This is a genomic window from Pseudomonas sp. BF-R-26, from assembly GCF_019947395.1.
GTDB classification, from domain to species: Bacteria; Pseudomonadota; Gammaproteobacteria; order Pseudomonadales; family Pseudomonadaceae; genus Aquipseudomonas; species Aquipseudomonas farris.
This window is the reverse complement of sequence record NZ_JAGYGK010000002.1, coordinates 37,146-52,432: the sequence shown is the minus strand read 5'-3', so window position 1 is coordinate 52,432 and position 15,287 is coordinate 37,146. Positions and strand designations below refer to the sequence as shown.

Sequence of the window (15,287 nt, the reverse complement as noted above, 5' to 3'; positions counted from 1 at the left end):
AGCTTAAAGCCCCAGCCCTTCTTGCACCGCCAGGAGCAGGTTGTGTTCCGTCAGGGCGATCGCATCCGGTTGTTGTCCGGACTGTTCGATCGCCTGAAGCCACCAATGCGTCTCACCGTGTTCGTCCACGGTTCGCAATAGGGCGAGTTCCTTGTCTGTCGAGTGAATCTCGATCCGCCCGGCACCGTCGGCGGTGAAGCGAGCGACAGGGTCGAAGTTGATGCTGTGGTGGTTGCCTTCGATCAGCAGTTGGTCGATGGCGTAATCGTAACTCGCCCCGTCCGGAGCCCTCTCGAACACGTGAGTGGAATTGCGTCGCAGCTTCAGGCCCACTTCGATCAGTGGCTGCAGCCAGGCTTCGATCTGGTGATACAGCTCATAGACCTGGGCGGGCCAGCTGTCGATGGCCTGATCGGCGATGGTCGCGTCGGTACTGGTTGGCCGGGATTGTTTCAGCTTCTCGGCGAGCTCGTCTGCTTTATTCATTTCGATTTCCTGTCGTGATGTCAGTTAATCGTAGCTCCTTCAAGGTCATGCGGTTTTGCCTTGCGTCATGTGATTGAAACACCCGCGGTCTTGAAGAAAATGGGCGGGCCAGCAGGAGCCAGGCTTGCCGCACCGCTGGCTCCTGCGAAAAGCGGTTTACCTCGCTGATTGGCCTTGTACGGGCAACCCAAGCGCCACCAGTTCCTCGCGCAATTGTTCCGGGCTGACGAACTGAACCGCATGAAATCCCTCCCGGCGTGCTCCTGCAATATTCGGCGCATGATCATCGATGAACACCGCGCGGCGGCTATCAACGTCAAACCGCGATAGCAGCAACTGAAAAATCTCCGGCGAAGGCTTGATTATCCCCTCTGCACCCGACACCAGAATGCCTTCGAATCGCTGCAAGAACTCAAAGCGCTCAAGGGCAATCGGAAAGGTTTCGGCGGACCAGTTGGTCAGAGCCAACAGTCGCATACCTTTGGCGTGCAGTTCATCAAGGATGTTCACCGTCTCTTCTATGGCGCCATCGAGCATTTCTTCCCAGCGCTCGCGGTAGGCGCGAATCAATGCCTCCTGGGACGGATGCCGGGCGATGGCTTCCTCAATAGCCTCCTGCCAGGTTCTGCCTTGGTCCTGTTGTTCGTTCCAGGCGGTATGGCAGACCTCTGACAGGAATGTTTCCATGGCCTCCAAATCTTCACCGAACAACTTTCGGTAAAGGTTTCTGGGGTTCCATCGGATAAGGACATTGCCGAGATCGAACACAACGGTGTCAATGGGGGCAGGGTGGTGCGCAGCGCTCATGTTTTTCCTCCTTGGGTAAACGGTTCGGGGCAGGCGCGGCAGCCGATATCGAAGTGTTCGATAGGCTCCTGAGGTTTTTCATCCTAGCAGAGAGGGTTTTCGTATTTCGCTCGCGCGGGCAAATCGGTCTCTGTAAAACTGGCGCAATTGCCCCGCATAACCCCGTAGAGTAAGCTCACAAAGAATAAGGGTTTTGGGCCTCTGCCCATGCCTTACCCTTTCAGGACTCGCTTTTGCCTATCCCCATTCCCGATCCGCACCACGCGCCCGAGGGTGCCTTGAGGCGGCTGCCTCTGCTCAAGGCTGCGGTGCTGTTTATTGCAGCCGTGTGCCTCTGTCTTTGTGGGCTGCTTTACCTGCAACTGGAGCAGTCGCGCCGTCACGATCTGGCGTTGGCCGAGGTGTCTTCGTCAAACCTGACCCGGGCCATGGCGCAGCAGGCCGAAGACACCTTCATGAAAGCCGATCTGGTGCTGACCAGTCTGGTGGACTGGATTCAGGCGGAGGGTTTCGACGCTGTCCAGACGCCACGTTTACAGAAAACTTTCGCGCGGCGGGTGCAGACGCTGCATCAATTGCACGGGATATTTCTGTTCGACAAGCAGGGGCAATGGGTCGTGACGTCGTTCGAAAATCTGCCCCGTGGCCCAGGTGTGGCGGACCGCGAATATTTCAGGTTTCACCAGCAAAACGCGTCGTCCCTGGCGCACATCGGCCCGGCGATTCGCAGTCGGGAGAATGGCGAATGGATCATTCCGGTATCCAGGCGAGTCAACGACCAGAACGGCAATTTTCAGGGCGTGTTGCTGGCCGGGATCAAGATGTCGTACTTCGATCAGTTCTTCAAAAGCTTCAGCCTCGATAACAACGGCGCGATGTTTTTGGCGTTGACCGATGGAACACTGCTGGCGCGACGACCGTTTGTGGAATCGCAGATCGGTACGTCATTGGCTCAGGGTGAGATCTTTCAAACGCACTTGCCCAGCGCGACATCGGGCAACGCCATGATCGGCTCGGTGGTGGATGGCATCGTCCGGCTGTATGGCTACCGTCAGCTCGATGCCTATCCGGTGGTGGTGGCGGCGGCCTCTTCCAAAGACGCAATCCTCAAGGACTGGTACGACACGGCGATTCAATCCAGTTTGATCGTCGCTCTGGTCGTCCTTGGCGTGGGGGTGTTCGGTTGGGTGTTCATTCATCAGGTGCGCGCGGGTGAGCGCATCGAGGCGGATTTGCGCGAGGCGCAAAAAACCCTGGAATTGATCGCCACCCACGACAGCCTGACCGGGTTGGCCAACCGTCGATTGTTCGAGCGGGCGCTGGAGATCGAGTTCGGGCGTGGTGCCCGGCGGTCGAGTCCGCTGAGCCTGATCATGCTCGATATCGATTATTTCAAGCGCTATAACGACGCCTACGGTCATGTGGCGGGGGACCATTGCCTGGCCGAAGTGGCGCGGGCACTGAAGAGTTGCTGTCACCGCAATGCCGATCTGGCGGTGCGCTACGGCGGCGAAGAGTTTGCAGTGTTGCTGCCGGACACCGACATCCATGGTGCGCTGACGATCGCCGAGCAGATCCGTCGCAGCGTCATGGACAAGAACATCATCCACAGCGGCTCACCCACGGGTTACGTGACGGTCAGCCTTGGCTGTTATTCGTTTGTGCCGACAGGGCACGACAGCACCGAAATGTTGATCAAACGCGCAGATGCGGCGTTGTACCAGGCCAAGCATTCGGGGCGAAATCGTTCGGCGGTGTTGTCCATGGAAGGCGGCGTCGAGGCACTGATGCGCTCGGACCGCTAGTGTCATGGATTGCTTTTATGCGTCGAACTGCCCGTCCCACCGCCAGCACCGCCGGTGCCACCACCGGCAGACCCGGTTCCACCTCCAGCACCCGAGCCGGAACCGCTGGCCCCGCCATCGGTGCCCGTGCCGCTTCCATGGGTGTCCGAACTGGTCCCGCCCGCAGGCGAGCCGGGGGTATTGTCGGGTGGAAACGTCGAGCTGCTGATGCCGCCCGACTGAGTGCTGGTGGCCTCCGCTCCATCTCCGGACGCCGCAAAGATGTTTGCAGATGCCGTGACCACTAACCCGGCCAATAACAGTGAGGTCATTCTGATATTCATCAGGGTTACGTCTCCATACAATGAGCCGTTGTCTGATATTGGTGCGATGGCGGGGCGGTTGGTGCCGGTTGGATGACAAGTGGTGGGACGGGATGGCAACGAGCCTGGGTTTTTCAAGTGTGGCAATGACTTGCGTATTCAGAAGCGGTGACCGAGCATGGCTGCTATGGTCTGTGGAGAGCCTGGCTGTCATGACGACAGACCAGACCCCGCCGGCCTCACCCGATAAGGCGACCGATCGACAGGATCAAGTGCATGGATTTGACTGCCATTACCACCGCGGCACCTGCGCGTCATACACCGATTACCCGCAACCTGATGTTCGTCATCGGCCTGCTGTTTGTAGTTGGGGTGTTGATCGCGCTGATGGCCCTGTTCAGCATTGCCGCACGGCTCGATGCTCAGGATCTGAGCAAAACCACGTTCTACACGCAACGCGCACTTGAGAACCGCATCACCGCCTCGAAAAACTACATCGCCAGCTACGCCAATTGGACGACCGCCTACGACCACCTGAACGACAAAGTCGATGTGCAGTGGGCCTACGTCGATCAGAACGTGGGTAAAACCCTGTTCACTATCGATCACTACGATGGCGTTTTCGTGATCGATCGTCAGCGAACCAAATACGCCATAGTGCGCGGGCTTCAGGTGCAGGGCGAAGCGACGGCCTATCTGTCGACGTCGATGGCGAGCCTCATCGAGGAGGTTCAGAGCCAGGAGAGCCTCATCGAGCCTGTCAGCCGGTACACCTTGTTCGAAGGCAACCCGGCGCTGTTGACGGCGGCCGCGATCGTGCCCAATGACGAACGCCCGGCGGTCGATCCCAAGAGCACCTCAGTGCTGATATATGTCGATCAATTGAACCCTGAAAAGCTCAATACCTTGAGTGCCGATTACGGGTTGAATGATTTGAGCCTGACGGCCGACGACGGCATTATTCCCGGTCAGCCAGCTGTCACTCTGACTGGCACCGGTTACAGCCTGGTCTCCCGGCTTGAGCGGCCGGGTCATCAATTGCTCTGGTCGTTGCTGCCGCCACTGGGTGGAGCGCTGTTGATTCTGGCGTTGTTGACGGCGTACTTCTTTCGATATGTCCTGCGCACGTCCGGGCATGTGGACGCCAGTTACACCAGTCTCGACTTGTCGAATCAGGCGCTGGAGGCCAGTGAAGAACGTTTTCGTGCTGTGGCCGAAGCCGCGTCCGACTGGATCTGGGAAATCGACGACCAGCATTGCATCACCTATCTGTCGGGGCGCTTCAGCACCGTCACCGGATTTTCCGATCAGCAATGGCTGGGGCAGAACATCGGGCAACTGCTCAATTGCGATACCACGCCCTTGTCGCTGTGGCTGAATAAACTCGATGAAGAGCAGGCTGTCAGTCACTTACGCTGTTCCTACCGCGATCAATCGGGGCAACAACGGGTGTGCCGGGTGTCGGCACGACCCATCCAGCGCAAGGGCGCGGTGCTGGGTTTTCGCGGGACGGCCAGCGACATCACTGATGAAGTCGCCGCCCATGCGCAGATCCAGCATCTGTCGATGCACGACGCACTGACTGGCTTGCCGAACCGCAACAAACTGGCGCGCTACCTCGAAGACGCGCTGGCACTGAAAGAGCAATCGGCGGCGCTGACGTTGTTGATGATCGACCTGGATAACTTCAAGCCGATCAACGATTCCCTCGGCCACCCGGCCGGTGATGCGGTATTGCTGGAGGTTGCTATTCGTTTGCGCGAGTGCACGCGGGACATCGATCTGGTCGCCCGATTGGGTGGCGACGAGTTCGTGCTGGTGCTCCACGGCATGGACAGCCACGCGGAAATCGACCGGTTTTGCGAGCGCTTGCTCGACAGCTTGCATCAACCAATCCATTACGATCACCACACGCTGCACATCGGCGCGAGCATCGGTATCGCCCTGAGTCGGCGCCAGGGGCATCTTCCGGAGGAGCTGATTCGCTGTGCCGATATCGCGTTGTATCAGGCCAAGTCCAATGGCAAGAAGACCTGGTGCTACTTTGCGGCGCACATGAACGATCAGATCCAGCACCGCCGACAACTGGAAAGCGACCTGCGTAAGGCGATCAAGAACAACGAATTCGTGATGCATTACCAGCCGCGTTATCACGTCGATGGCAAGCAGATCGTCTCGGTCGAAGCGCTGCTGCGCTGGCAGCATCCGGTGCAAGGCTTGTTAAACCCCGACGCGTTTATTCCATTGGCCGAGCAGACCGATCTGATCGTGCCATTAGGGCGCTGGGTGTTGCGCGAGGCGTGCGAGACGGCCCTGACCTGGCCCGGTGCGATGATGGTGTCGGTCAACTTGTCGCCGGTGCAGTTTGCCCGTAGCGATGTGATCGAGGATGTCCGGGAGGCGTTGATCCAGAGCCGATTGCCCGCCAGTCGACTGGAACTGGAGATCACTGAAAACGTGATGCTCATCGACGTAGATGGCGCCTTGGCGACCATGAATGCGCTCAAGGAGTTGGGCGTACGACTGAACATGGACGACTTCGGCACCGGTTATTCTTCGCTGGGTTACCTGCGCACGTATCCGTTCGACGGGATCAAGATCGACAAGCGCTTCATAGCGTCCATGAGCAGCGGCAGCAATGACCGCGCCGTGGTGCAGGCGATCATCAATCTGGGCAAGGCCATGGGCCTGACCGTGACCGCAGAGGGCGTCGAGACGCTGGAGCAACTGGACTTCCTGATCTCGGACCAGTGCCATGAAGTGCAGGGTTTCTACCTCAGTCGGCCGGTGGACAAGTATGCTCTGCTGCCGTTACTCAAGGCATCAAGGGATGATTTTCCGCCGCAGGGTACGCACCTTTAGTCGCCTGTTTCGTGCGCCACGGCAACTGCCGTGACGCACCCCGGTCACAACTGGATACCGCCCAATCCGTTGCGAGCGTCGGATCATGAAGAACCTGAAAATCGCCACCTTCAACGTCAACGGCATGCGCGCCCGCTTGCCGAATCTACTGGCTTGGCTTGCGCGGGAGCAGCCAGACATCGCCTGCTTGCAAGAACTCAAATCGGTTGACGGCGCATTCCCCGTCGCGGAACTGGAGGCGGCCGGCTATGGCGCCGTCTGGCACGGCCAGGTGTCGTGGAACGGGGTGGCGATTCTGGCGCGCGATGCGCAACCATTGGAGAGCCGGCGCGGTTTGCCGGGTGATGACAGCGATACCCATAGCCGCTACGTGGAAGCTGCCGTGCATGGGGTTCTGGTGGGTTGTTTGTACCTGCCCAATGGCAATCCGCAGCCGGGACCGAAGTTCGATTACAAACTGGCGTGGTTCGAGCGGCTGATCTCGCACGCCAAAGACCTGCAGAGCAGCGAACATCCGGTGGTGCTGGCCGGCGATTACAACGTGGTGCCCACTGATCTGGACATCTACAACCCGCGCTCCTGGCTCAAGGACGCGCTGCTGCAACCCGAGAGTCGTGCGTGTTATCAGCGGTTGCTGGATCAGGGTTGGACCGATTCCCTGCGTCATCTGTATCCAGAGGAGCGGATCTACACCTTCTGGGATTATTTCCGTCAGCACTGGCAGAAAAACTCGGGGTTGCGCATCGATCATCTGCTGCTCAACCCGGCACTGAGTCCTTACCTGCAAGAGGCCGGCGTCGATGCCTGGGTTCGCAATGAACCTCATGCCAGCGATCATGCGCCGACATGGATTCGATTGAGTTCGCGCAAGCGTCGATAACCTTGGCGTGTGCGGCGATTGGCTAAATCAATTGTCAGTCCGACCGTGTTTTCCCTTATACATGGCGCCCATCGGCGGAGCGATCCGCGGACCTCTGCATAAAGGATTGAGCGATGAGCGAGACACGACTGAAAAATCTTGCGCTGTACCTGCAGCGCCTGGGCTTCGATAAGCCCCCGGCACCGACCCTGGAAACCCTGCGCCAACTGCAACTGCGCCACACGGGTGCCTTCCCGTTCGAAAACCTCACCACGTTATTGGGCGAACCAGTGCTCATCGATCTGCCGTCCCTGGAGCAGAAAGTCCTGCACGACGGTCGTGGTGGCTACTGCTATGAGCTCAACAACCTGTTCCTGGCCTTGCTTCAGGTACTGGGCTTCGACGCACGTGGCATCACCGGTCGCGTGGTCATGGGTCAGCCCGAAGGCGCATGGACCGCCCGAACGCACCGCTTGAGTCTGGTAACCCTCGACGGCGTGCGCTACATCACTGACGTCGGCTTCGGCGGCATGGTGCCCACCGCACCGCTGATGCTGGATACCGAAGCCGAGCAGTTCACCCCTCACGAACCCTATCGCATCGAACCGCACGCCGACGGCTATACCCTGCGTGCCAACGTCGGCGGTGAATGGCGGGCGATATACATCTTCGATCTGCAACGTCAGGAAGACATCGATTACACCCTCGGCAACTGGTACGTCTCGACCCATCCCGAATCGTCCTTCGTGAAACAACTGATGGTGGCGCGGACGGGGGAGGGATGGCGACGCACATTGATTAACGGCAGCTTTACCATTCATCGCATGGGCAGTGAGAGCGAACGGCGGGAGGTGGCGGATGTGGATGAGTTGATCGGGTTACTGGAAAGTGAATTCGGGCTTCGAGTGCCGGCGCAGGAAGTGTTGAAGCGGGTGCTTGGGCGGTTGATTGAGCCTGTGTAGCAGGCAAATTGAGCGACACGTAAAGGGGCGGATTTGATCAATTCGCCCCTTTTTCTTTTGATCGGTGTTGTGTCTAGGAACGAACTTCAAGCTCCATCACGTGATGGATTTCGCTGAGGGCCTCTGACAATTTTTTCTCCAGGCTTTTCAGCTCGGAGGCGGTGATGCCTTTTTTGAGATGCCCGACATTGGCAACAGCAGTGTTCTGATCGGGCTTCGCCATTTTGTCTTTATCGCTGAGCAATGCCTGGCGCAATGTATTGTTGATCACCGTCTGGTAGCCATACCCCTCGCTTTCTGCCGCCGCACGCGCGGCCTCTATGACGACATCATCGAGCATGATGGTGATTCGGGTCTTGCCTTTGCTGGAGGCAACCGCTCCACGCTTGGCGTTGCTGAAGTCGTATTCATCTTTCATCGGTCAAGCCTCCATATAGTGGCGACGCTCGTTTTTGGTGGCGATGCGCGCGGAAATGATTCGCACGAAATTCGGGTCGCGGTAGGTGTATGCAACGACCAGCAGTCGACCTTTGGCATCCAGCCCGATGATGATCCATCGCGGCTCATCATGGTGGTTGTCCTGAAGCGTCAGCGCTCGTTCGTCATAAAACACGGGTTCTGTCTCTGCGAGGCTGACGCCTTGATGCTTTAGTTTGTTGGCCGCGTTCTTTGCCTTGTGGTACTGAATTTCGAATGACTTCATTATGCATACTTTATATGTATAAGCGAGAGGCGGCCGTGCCGGCGGTCGCTTGGAAAGCAAAAGATTAGCGGTGGGGAGGGAAAGGGGAGGAAGGATGTATTTCAAGAGTTTTTTAGGCTGGGGGCTCTATGGCTAAAGGGCGGTGTGAACATCTGTCCATAATTTGACTAGCTGGTTGTATACAACTCTATAGACATTTGTCCTGACTATTGAATACAGTGTGAGCACAACAAAAACCAGGGAACCCCCCAACCATGAAAACGCCCCATGTTTCACAACAACGGCCCGAGGATGAGAATCTCGGGATCGGCGCGAATATGGCTTACGGCCTGCAACACGTTCTGACCATGTATGGCGGTATCGTCGCGGTGCCTTTGATCATCGGCCAAGCGGCCGGGCTCTCGCCGGCGGACATCGGTTTGTTGATTGCTGCTTCATTGTTTGCAGGGGGGCTGGCGACGTTGCTGCAGACCCTGGGTTTACCGTTTTTCGGTTGTCAGTTACCGCTGGTGCAGGGTGTGTCGTTCTCCGGCGTTGCGACCATGGTGGCGATTGTCAGCAGTGGTGGGGAGGGCGGCTTTCAGTCGATTCTCGGGGCGGTGATTGCCGCGTCGCTGATCGGCTTGCTGATCACGCCGGTGTTCTCGCGAATCACCAAGTTCTTTCCGCCGCTGGTGACGGGCATTGTGATCACCACTATCGGCCTGACGCTGATGCCGGTGGCCGCACGCTGGGCCATGGGCGGCAACAGCCATGCCCCGGACTTCGGCAGCATGGCGAACATTGGCCTGGCGGCGGTTACGCTGGTGCTGGTACTGCTGCTGAGCAAGATCGGCAGTGCGAGCATTTCCCGTTTGTCGATCCTCTTGGCGATGGTCATCGGCACAGTCATCGCCGTGTTTCTCGGCATGGCGGATTTCTCGTCCGTCACCCAGGGCCCAATGTTCGGCTTCCCGACACCGTTTCATTTCGGCATGCCGACTTTCCATTTCGCCGCGATTCTGTCGATGTGTATCGTGATCATGGTGACCCTGGTGGAAACCTCCGCCGACATTCTTGCCGTCGGTGAAATCATCGGCACCAAAGTCGACTCCAAACGCCTGGGCAACGGTCTGCGCGCCGACATGCTGTCGAGCATGGTCGCGCCGATCTTCGGCTCCTTTACCCAGAGTGCTTTCGCCCAGAACGTGGGGCTGGTGGCGGTAACCGGGATCAAGAGCCGTTTTGTGGTGGCCACCGGCGGCGTGTTCCTGGTGGTGCTCGGATTGCTGCCCTTCATGGGCCGGGTCATCGCCGCCGTGCCAACCTCCGTCCTCGGTGGCGCCGGCATCGTGCTGTTCGGCACCGTGGCGGCCAGCGGCATTCGGACCCTGTCCAAGGTCGACTACCGCAACAACGTCAACCTGATCATCGTCGCCACTTCGATCGGTTTCGGCATGATCCCCATTGCCGCACCAAACTTCTACGACCACTTCCCCAGCTGGTTCGCGACAATCTTCCACTCAGGCATCAGCTCCTCGGCGATCATGGCCATCGTGCTGAACCTGACCTTCAACCACCTCACGGCCGGCAACTCGGATCAACAGTCGGTGTTTGCGGCCGGTACCGAGCGCGTCTTGCGTTATCAGGATCTGGCGGCGTTGCGGGAAGGGGATTACTTCAGCGAAGGCAAGCTGCGTGACTGCGACGGGAATGAGATTCCGGTGGTGGAGGCAGAGCATGGGCATGCCGAGCCGCGGGCGGCGCATGCGAAAAGCAGTGAGCATGTCTGACGGCGCTACCCGATAAAAAGGCAGGTAGATCAAAAGATCGCAGCCTGCGACAGCTTCTACGGGGATTCGTGTGCGATGCGATCCCCCTGGGAGTTGCCGCAGGCTGCGATCTTTTGACTTTATGGCGAGCACAAAAAAGCCCCTGAATCTTTCGATTCAGGGGCTTTTCGATTTTGCTGTCTGGCTCCACGACCTGGACTCGAACCAGGGACCCAGTGATTAACAGTCACTTGCTCTACCAACTGAGCTATCGCGGAATGGCGTCTATGTTACTGATTCAAAAAGAGAAGTCAAGCCTCTGTTGGCAGTTTGATGTTTTCATCGGATCAGAGGGGGTTATCGGCCATTGGCGGTTACCAGAATCGCGGTAGAGGTCTACCATGGTCGCCCGGAAGTGGTGACACGCGCTGCCGGCCCTCAGCCGAAAAGGTATGCGCCATGAATCACCCAACCCTCACACCTCAAAACAGCGGGGTGTTCGCATGAGCATCGCTCAGATCAGCCTGCCCAAAGGCGTTGGTCCGCACGCCGAGAAACTGTTCGACGCCATCACTCAGGCCAGCACCGCTGACGAATTGAACCGCGCGGGCGGCAAGGCCGAAGGTTTTGTTTTGGGCCTGGAAAGCACCAAGGCGATCAAAAGCCAGGTGGCCGAGTCGCTTTATGTGGCCTATGACGACGCAGCCAGCCAGCGTGCAACCGAACTGGCTTAACCGCCGAAGGTAATGGTGCCGAGCATCAGCTTGGCGTACAGCATCGTGGCGGTCAGTTGCACCAGCCACAACGCCAGGCCGCCAAGGAACACGCCCGCAGCCACTTGCAGCACCAGGTTATTACCGCGTTTGGCCGAGGAGCGGGGCACAAAGTGGTCCAGCTCGTCGCGGTCGGCGCGTAGGTCATCGTTTTTCATGTGGGTTCTCAAGAGCTCTCGGGTGTACTCATAACCTGTGGGAGCCGGGCTTGCCCGCGAAGGCGGCGGCACATCCAGCATCAATGTGACAGATAGACCGCTTTCGCGAGCAAGCCCGCTCCCACATTTTTGATCTGCGTGCAGTCTAGAGCGACCGGTCGCCGAACTGGGAATTATCAAAGACAAATAAAAAACGGGAAGCCATATGGCTTCCCGTTTTCAATCACGCGACGACTCAGATCACCTGAACGATGGCCTTGGTCACTGCGTCGATGTTGCTCTGGTTCAGCGCGGCAACGCAGATGCGGCCGGTGTCCAGGGCGTAGATGCCGAACTCGCTGCGCAGACGGGTTACTTGTTCAACCGTCAGGCCGGAGTAGGAGAACATGCCGCGCTGGCGACCGACGAAGCTGAAATCACGCTGTGGAGCGTTTTTCGCCAGCAGGTCGACCATCTGGGTGCGCATGCCGCGAATCCGCAGGCGCATTTCTGCCAGTTCCTCTTCCCACTGAGCGCGCAGTACCGGGCTGTTCAGCACGGCGGCGACGATGCTTGCACCGTGGGTCGGCGGGTTGGAATAGTTGGTGCGGATCACGCGTTTGACTTGCGACAGCACGCGCGCGCTTTCTTCTTTCGATTCGCTGACAATCGACAGGGCGCCAACGCGCTCGCCGTACAGCGAGAAAGATTTGGAGAACGAGCTGGAAACGAAGAAGGTCAGATCCGATTCGGCGAACAGGCGCACGGCCGCGGCGTCTTCATCGATACCGTCGCCAAAGCCCTGGTAGGCCATGTCGAGGAACGGCACGTGACCTTTGGCCTTGACCACTTCCAGCACGTTTTTCCAGTCTGCCGGGCTCAGGTCCACGCCGGTTGGGTTGTGGCAGCAAGCGTGCAGCACAACGATGGATCCGGACGGCAGGGCGTTCAGGTCTTCCAGCAGGCCGGCGCGGTTAACGTCGTGGGTGGCGGCGTCGTAGTAGCGATAGTTCTGCACCGGGAAACCGGCGGTTTCGAACAGCGCGCGGTGGTTTTCCCAGCTCGGGTCGCTGATCGCCACGACGGCGTTCGGCAGCAGTTGCTTGAGGAAGTCGGCACCAATTTTCAGCGCGCCGGTACCGCCGACAGCTTGAGTGGTGATAACCCGGCCAGCGGCGATCAGCGGCGAATCATTGCCGAACAGCAGTTTTTGCACGGCCTGGTCGTAGGCTGCGATGCCATCGATCGGCAAGTAGCCACGGGAAACGTGTTGAGCAGCGCGAATCGTCTCGGCTTCGACAACGGCGCGCAGGAGTGGAATTCGCCCCTCCTCGTCGCAGTAAACACCGACCCCCAGGTTGACCTTGTTGGTACGGGTATCGGCATTAAATGCTTCGTTGAGGCCCAGGATTGGATCGCGTGGTGCCATTTCGACAGCGGAGAACAGGCTCATTATTGCGGCGGCTCTGAATGGAGTGTGGAGGGACGTGTCGCGCTCCAGCCGAATGCACTAGAGCGGTGCACAAACGGGGAGCTAGTATAGAGGCCATCAGCGATTGATGGCGACAGGCGATTCGGCTTTTACGGTAAGTTTTTCAAATTATTTTTCGATCGTTGATCGAGTGATGTCGTCAAAGGTTCTACCCGATGTAGGACGTTTGCCTTGAAAGCGATGGCAATCGGCTCCACATTGAGCACAATCCAGTTTTTTCCTCGGGCGACATCGGTCGTTTGCGGTCTTTTTCGTTGCTGTCCGGTTTGACCGGACAGTCGCGAATCCCCGCACCGAGAACCGAGAGGTATTTATGTCTGAATTCCAGCTAGTCACCCGCTTCGAGCCCGCCGGCGATCAGCCGGAAGCCATCCGCCTGATGGTCGAGGGCATTGAGGCCGGGCTGGCGCACCAGACGTTGCTCGGTGTGACCGGCTCGGGCAAGACCTTCAGCATCGCCAACGTGATCGCCCAGATACAGCGCCCGACGCTGGTGCTGGCGCCCAACAAGACTCTGGCCGCGCAGTTGTATGGCGAGTTCAAGGCATTCTTCCCGAACAATGCCGTTGAATACTTCGTGTCCTATTACGACTACTACCAGCCCGAAGCCTATGTGCCGTCGTCAGATACCTTCATCGAGAAGGACGCCTCGATCAACGACCATATCGAGCAGATGCGCCTGTCCGCGACCAAAGCGCTGCTGGAGCGCAAGGACGCGATCATCGTCACCACGGTGTCCTGCATCTACGGTCTGGGCAGTCCGGAAACCTATTTGAAGATGGTGTTGCACGTCGATCGCGGCGACAAGCTCGATCAGCGCGCGCTGCTGCGTCGCCTGGCCGACCTGCAATACACCCGCAACGACATGGACTTCGCCCGGGCGACCTTCCGGGTGCGCGGCGATGTGATTGATATCCACCCGGCGGAATCCGATTTCGAAGCGATCCGCATCGAGCTGTTCGATGACGAAGTGGAGAGCCTGTCCGCCTTCGACCCGCTGACCGGTGAGGTCATTCGCAAACTGCCGCGTTTCACCTTCTATCCGAAGAGCCACTACGTGACGCCGCGGGAAACCCTGCTGGAGGCCACCGAAGGGATCAAGATCGAATTGCAGGAGCGCCTGGAATACCTGCGCTCCAACAACAAACTGGTGGAAGCTCAGCGACTGGAGCAGCGCACCCGTTTCGACCTGGAGATGATCCTCGAGCTGGGCTACTGCAACGGCATCGAAAACTACTCGCGCTATCTGTCGGGCCGTGAGTCCGGCCAGGCGCCGCCCACGTTGTTCGACTACCTGCCGGCTGACGCCTTGCTGGTGATCGACGAATCCCACGTCAGCGTGCCGCAAGTCGGCGCCATGTATAAAGGTGACCGTTCCCGGAAAGAAACGCTGGTGGAGTACGGTTTCCGCTTGCCCTCGGCCCTGGATAACCGGCCGATGCGTTTCGATGAGTTTGAAAGCATCAGCCCCCAAACGATTTTTGTCTCGGCCACGCCGGGCAATTACGAGGCGGAGCACGCTGGCCGAGTGGTCGAGCAATTGGTGCGCCCGACTGGCCTGGTGGACCCGCAAATCGAAATCCGTCCGGCATTGACTCAGGTCGACGACCTGCTCTCGGAAATCACCAAGCGCGTGGCCTTGGAAGAGCGGGTACTGGTCACCACGCTGACCAAGCGCATGTCCGAAGACTTGACCGATTACCTGGCCGACCACGGCGTGCGTGTGCGTTATCTGCACTCGGACATCGACACCGTGGAGCGAGTCGAAATTATCCGTGACTTGCGTCTCGGCGTCTTCGATGTGCTGGTGGGGATCAACCTTCTACGTGAAGGCCTGGACATGCCGGAAGTCTCGCTGGTGGCGATTCTCGACGCGGACAAGGAAGGCTTCCTGCGTTCCGAGCGCTCGCTGATCCAGACCATCGGCCGGGCGGCGCGCAACCTCAATGGGCGGGCGATTTTGTACGCAGATCGCATCACCGGTTCCATGGAGCGGGCGATCGGCGAGACCGAGCGTCGTCGCGACAAGCAAATCGCCTTCAACCTGGCCAATGGCATCACGCCGAAGGGAGTGTTCAAGGACGTCGCTGACATCATGGAAGGCGCGGTCGTGCCGGGTTCGCGCAGCAAGAAGCGCAAAGGCATGGCCAAGGCCGCCGAGGAAAGTGCCAAGTACGAGGCCGAACTGCGCTCGCCGAGCGAGATCAGCAAACGCATTCGTCAGCTGGAAGAAAAGATGTACCAGCTCGCCCGCGACCTGGAATTCGAAGCCGCGGCGCAGTTGCGCGACGAAATCGGCAAGTTGCGGGAGCGGTTGATAACAGTTTGAGATGCGCAGTGAATGGGCG

Annotated in this window: 14 protein-coding genes and 1 tRNA gene; 7 read left to right on the top strand and 8 right to left on the bottom strand. The window is 58.7% G+C overall.

Translation table 11 applies throughout. The annotated features are described in order from the left end of the window. Positions 1–3: 3 nt before the first annotated feature. Positions 4–486, bottom strand: coding sequence for a hypothetical protein (locus KGB18_RS02420; protein ID WP_123720960.1), 483 nt, complete (start codon positions 484–486; stop codon positions 4–6). Between the two features lie 156 nt (positions 487–642). Then, complete coding sequence (locus KGB18_RS02415) at positions 643–1,293, bottom strand: HAD family hydrolase (protein WP_201059973.1); 651 nt, start codon at positions 1,291–1,293, stop codon at positions 643–645. A gap of 233 nt (positions 1,294–1,526) precedes the next feature. Between KGB18_RS02415 and KGB18_RS02410 the strand changes: the two genes are divergently transcribed. Further along, positions 1,527–3,098 (top strand): sensor domain-containing diguanylate cyclase, encoded by a 1,572-nt coding sequence (locus tag KGB18_RS02410; protein WP_123720962.1) that lies wholly within the window; start codon positions 1,527–1,529, stop codon positions 3,096–3,098. Positions 3,099–3,100: 2 nt separating this feature from the next. On the opposite strand, the gene KGB18_RS02405 is transcribed toward KGB18_RS02410, so the two are convergent. Then, positions 3,101–3,421, bottom strand: a complete 321-nt coding sequence (locus KGB18_RS02405) for a hypothetical protein (RefSeq protein WP_410003841.1) — start codon at positions 3,419–3,421, stop codon at positions 3,101–3,103. A gap of 255 nt (positions 3,422–3,676) precedes the next feature. Between KGB18_RS02405 and KGB18_RS02400 the strand changes: the two genes are divergently transcribed. The 3 genes from KGB18_RS02400 (at position 3,677) to KGB18_RS02390 (ending at position 8,083) form a co-directional block, all read left to right on the top strand. After that, on the top strand, positions 3,677–6,262 hold the full coding sequence (locus KGB18_RS02400) for an EAL domain-containing protein (RefSeq protein ID WP_123720963.1): 2,586 nt from the start codon (positions 3,677–3,679) through the stop codon (positions 6,260–6,262). 85 nt (positions 6,263–6,347) lie between these two features. Next, on the top strand, positions 6,348–7,142 hold the full coding sequence (locus KGB18_RS02395) for an exodeoxyribonuclease III (RefSeq protein ID WP_223569337.1): 795 nt from the start codon (positions 6,348–6,350) through the stop codon (positions 7,140–7,142). 113 nt (positions 7,143–7,255) lie between these two features. Next, on the top strand, positions 7,256–8,083 hold the full coding sequence (locus KGB18_RS02390) for an arylamine N-acetyltransferase family protein (RefSeq protein WP_123720965.1): 828 nt from the start codon (positions 7,256–7,258) through the stop codon (positions 8,081–8,083). Between the two features lie 73 nt (positions 8,084–8,156). Here KGB18_RS02390 and KGB18_RS02385 read toward each other — a convergent pair whose 3' ends face one another. Together KGB18_RS02385 and KGB18_RS02380 are read right to left on the bottom strand one after the other, a co-directional pair. Then, positions 8,157–8,501, bottom strand: a complete 345-nt coding sequence (locus tag KGB18_RS02385) for a BrnA antitoxin family protein (protein WP_223569336.1) — start codon at positions 8,499–8,501, stop codon at positions 8,157–8,159. A 3-nt stretch (positions 8,502–8,504) separates the two neighbouring features. Next, positions 8,505–8,786 (bottom strand): BrnT family toxin, encoded by a 282-nt coding sequence (locus KGB18_RS02380; RefSeq protein ID WP_123720967.1) that lies wholly within the window; start codon positions 8,784–8,786, stop codon positions 8,505–8,507. A gap of 254 nt (positions 8,787–9,040) precedes the next feature. Here KGB18_RS02380 and KGB18_RS02375 point away from each other — a divergent pair, with 254 nt between their 5' ends. Then, on the top strand, positions 9,041–10,558 hold the full coding sequence (locus KGB18_RS02375) for a nucleobase:cation symporter-2 family protein (RefSeq protein WP_123720968.1): 1,518 nt from the start codon (positions 9,041–9,043) through the stop codon (positions 10,556–10,558). 181 nt (positions 10,559–10,739) lie between these two features. Here the strand turns inward: KGB18_RS02375 and KGB18_RS02370 are convergent. Beyond that, positions 10,740–10,815, bottom strand: a tRNA-Asn gene (locus KGB18_RS02370). Positions 10,816–11,040: 225 nt separating this feature from the next. Here KGB18_RS02370 and KGB18_RS02365 point away from each other — a divergent pair. Continuing rightward, entirely contained in the window at positions 11,041–11,271 is a 231-nt protein-coding gene (locus KGB18_RS02365; RefSeq protein WP_008007186.1) for a hypothetical protein, read from the top strand. On the opposite strand, the gene KGB18_RS02360 is transcribed toward KGB18_RS02365, so the two are convergent. Both KGB18_RS02360 and KGB18_RS02355 read right to left on the bottom strand, forming a co-directional pair. Continuing rightward, positions 11,268–11,468, bottom strand: coding sequence for a hypothetical protein (locus tag KGB18_RS02360; RefSeq protein ID WP_007905992.1), 201 nt, complete (start codon positions 11,466–11,468; stop codon positions 11,268–11,270). The two genes, KGB18_RS02365 and KGB18_RS02360, sit on opposite strands and share 4 nt — an antisense overlap. Positions 11,469–11,703: 235 nt before the next feature. Then, complete coding sequence (locus tag KGB18_RS02355; RefSeq protein WP_123720969.1) at positions 11,704–12,900, bottom strand: amino acid aminotransferase; 1,197 nt, start codon at positions 12,898–12,900, stop codon at positions 11,704–11,706. 352 nt (positions 12,901–13,252) lie between these two features. On the opposite strand from KGB18_RS02355, the gene uvrB reads away from it, so the two are divergent. Continuing rightward, a complete protein-coding gene (gene uvrB / locus KGB18_RS02350) occupies positions 13,253–15,268 on the top strand; it encodes an excinuclease ABC subunit UvrB (protein WP_123720970.1) in 2,016 nt (671 codons plus the stop codon). Positions 15,269–15,287 lie beyond the last annotated feature (19 nt).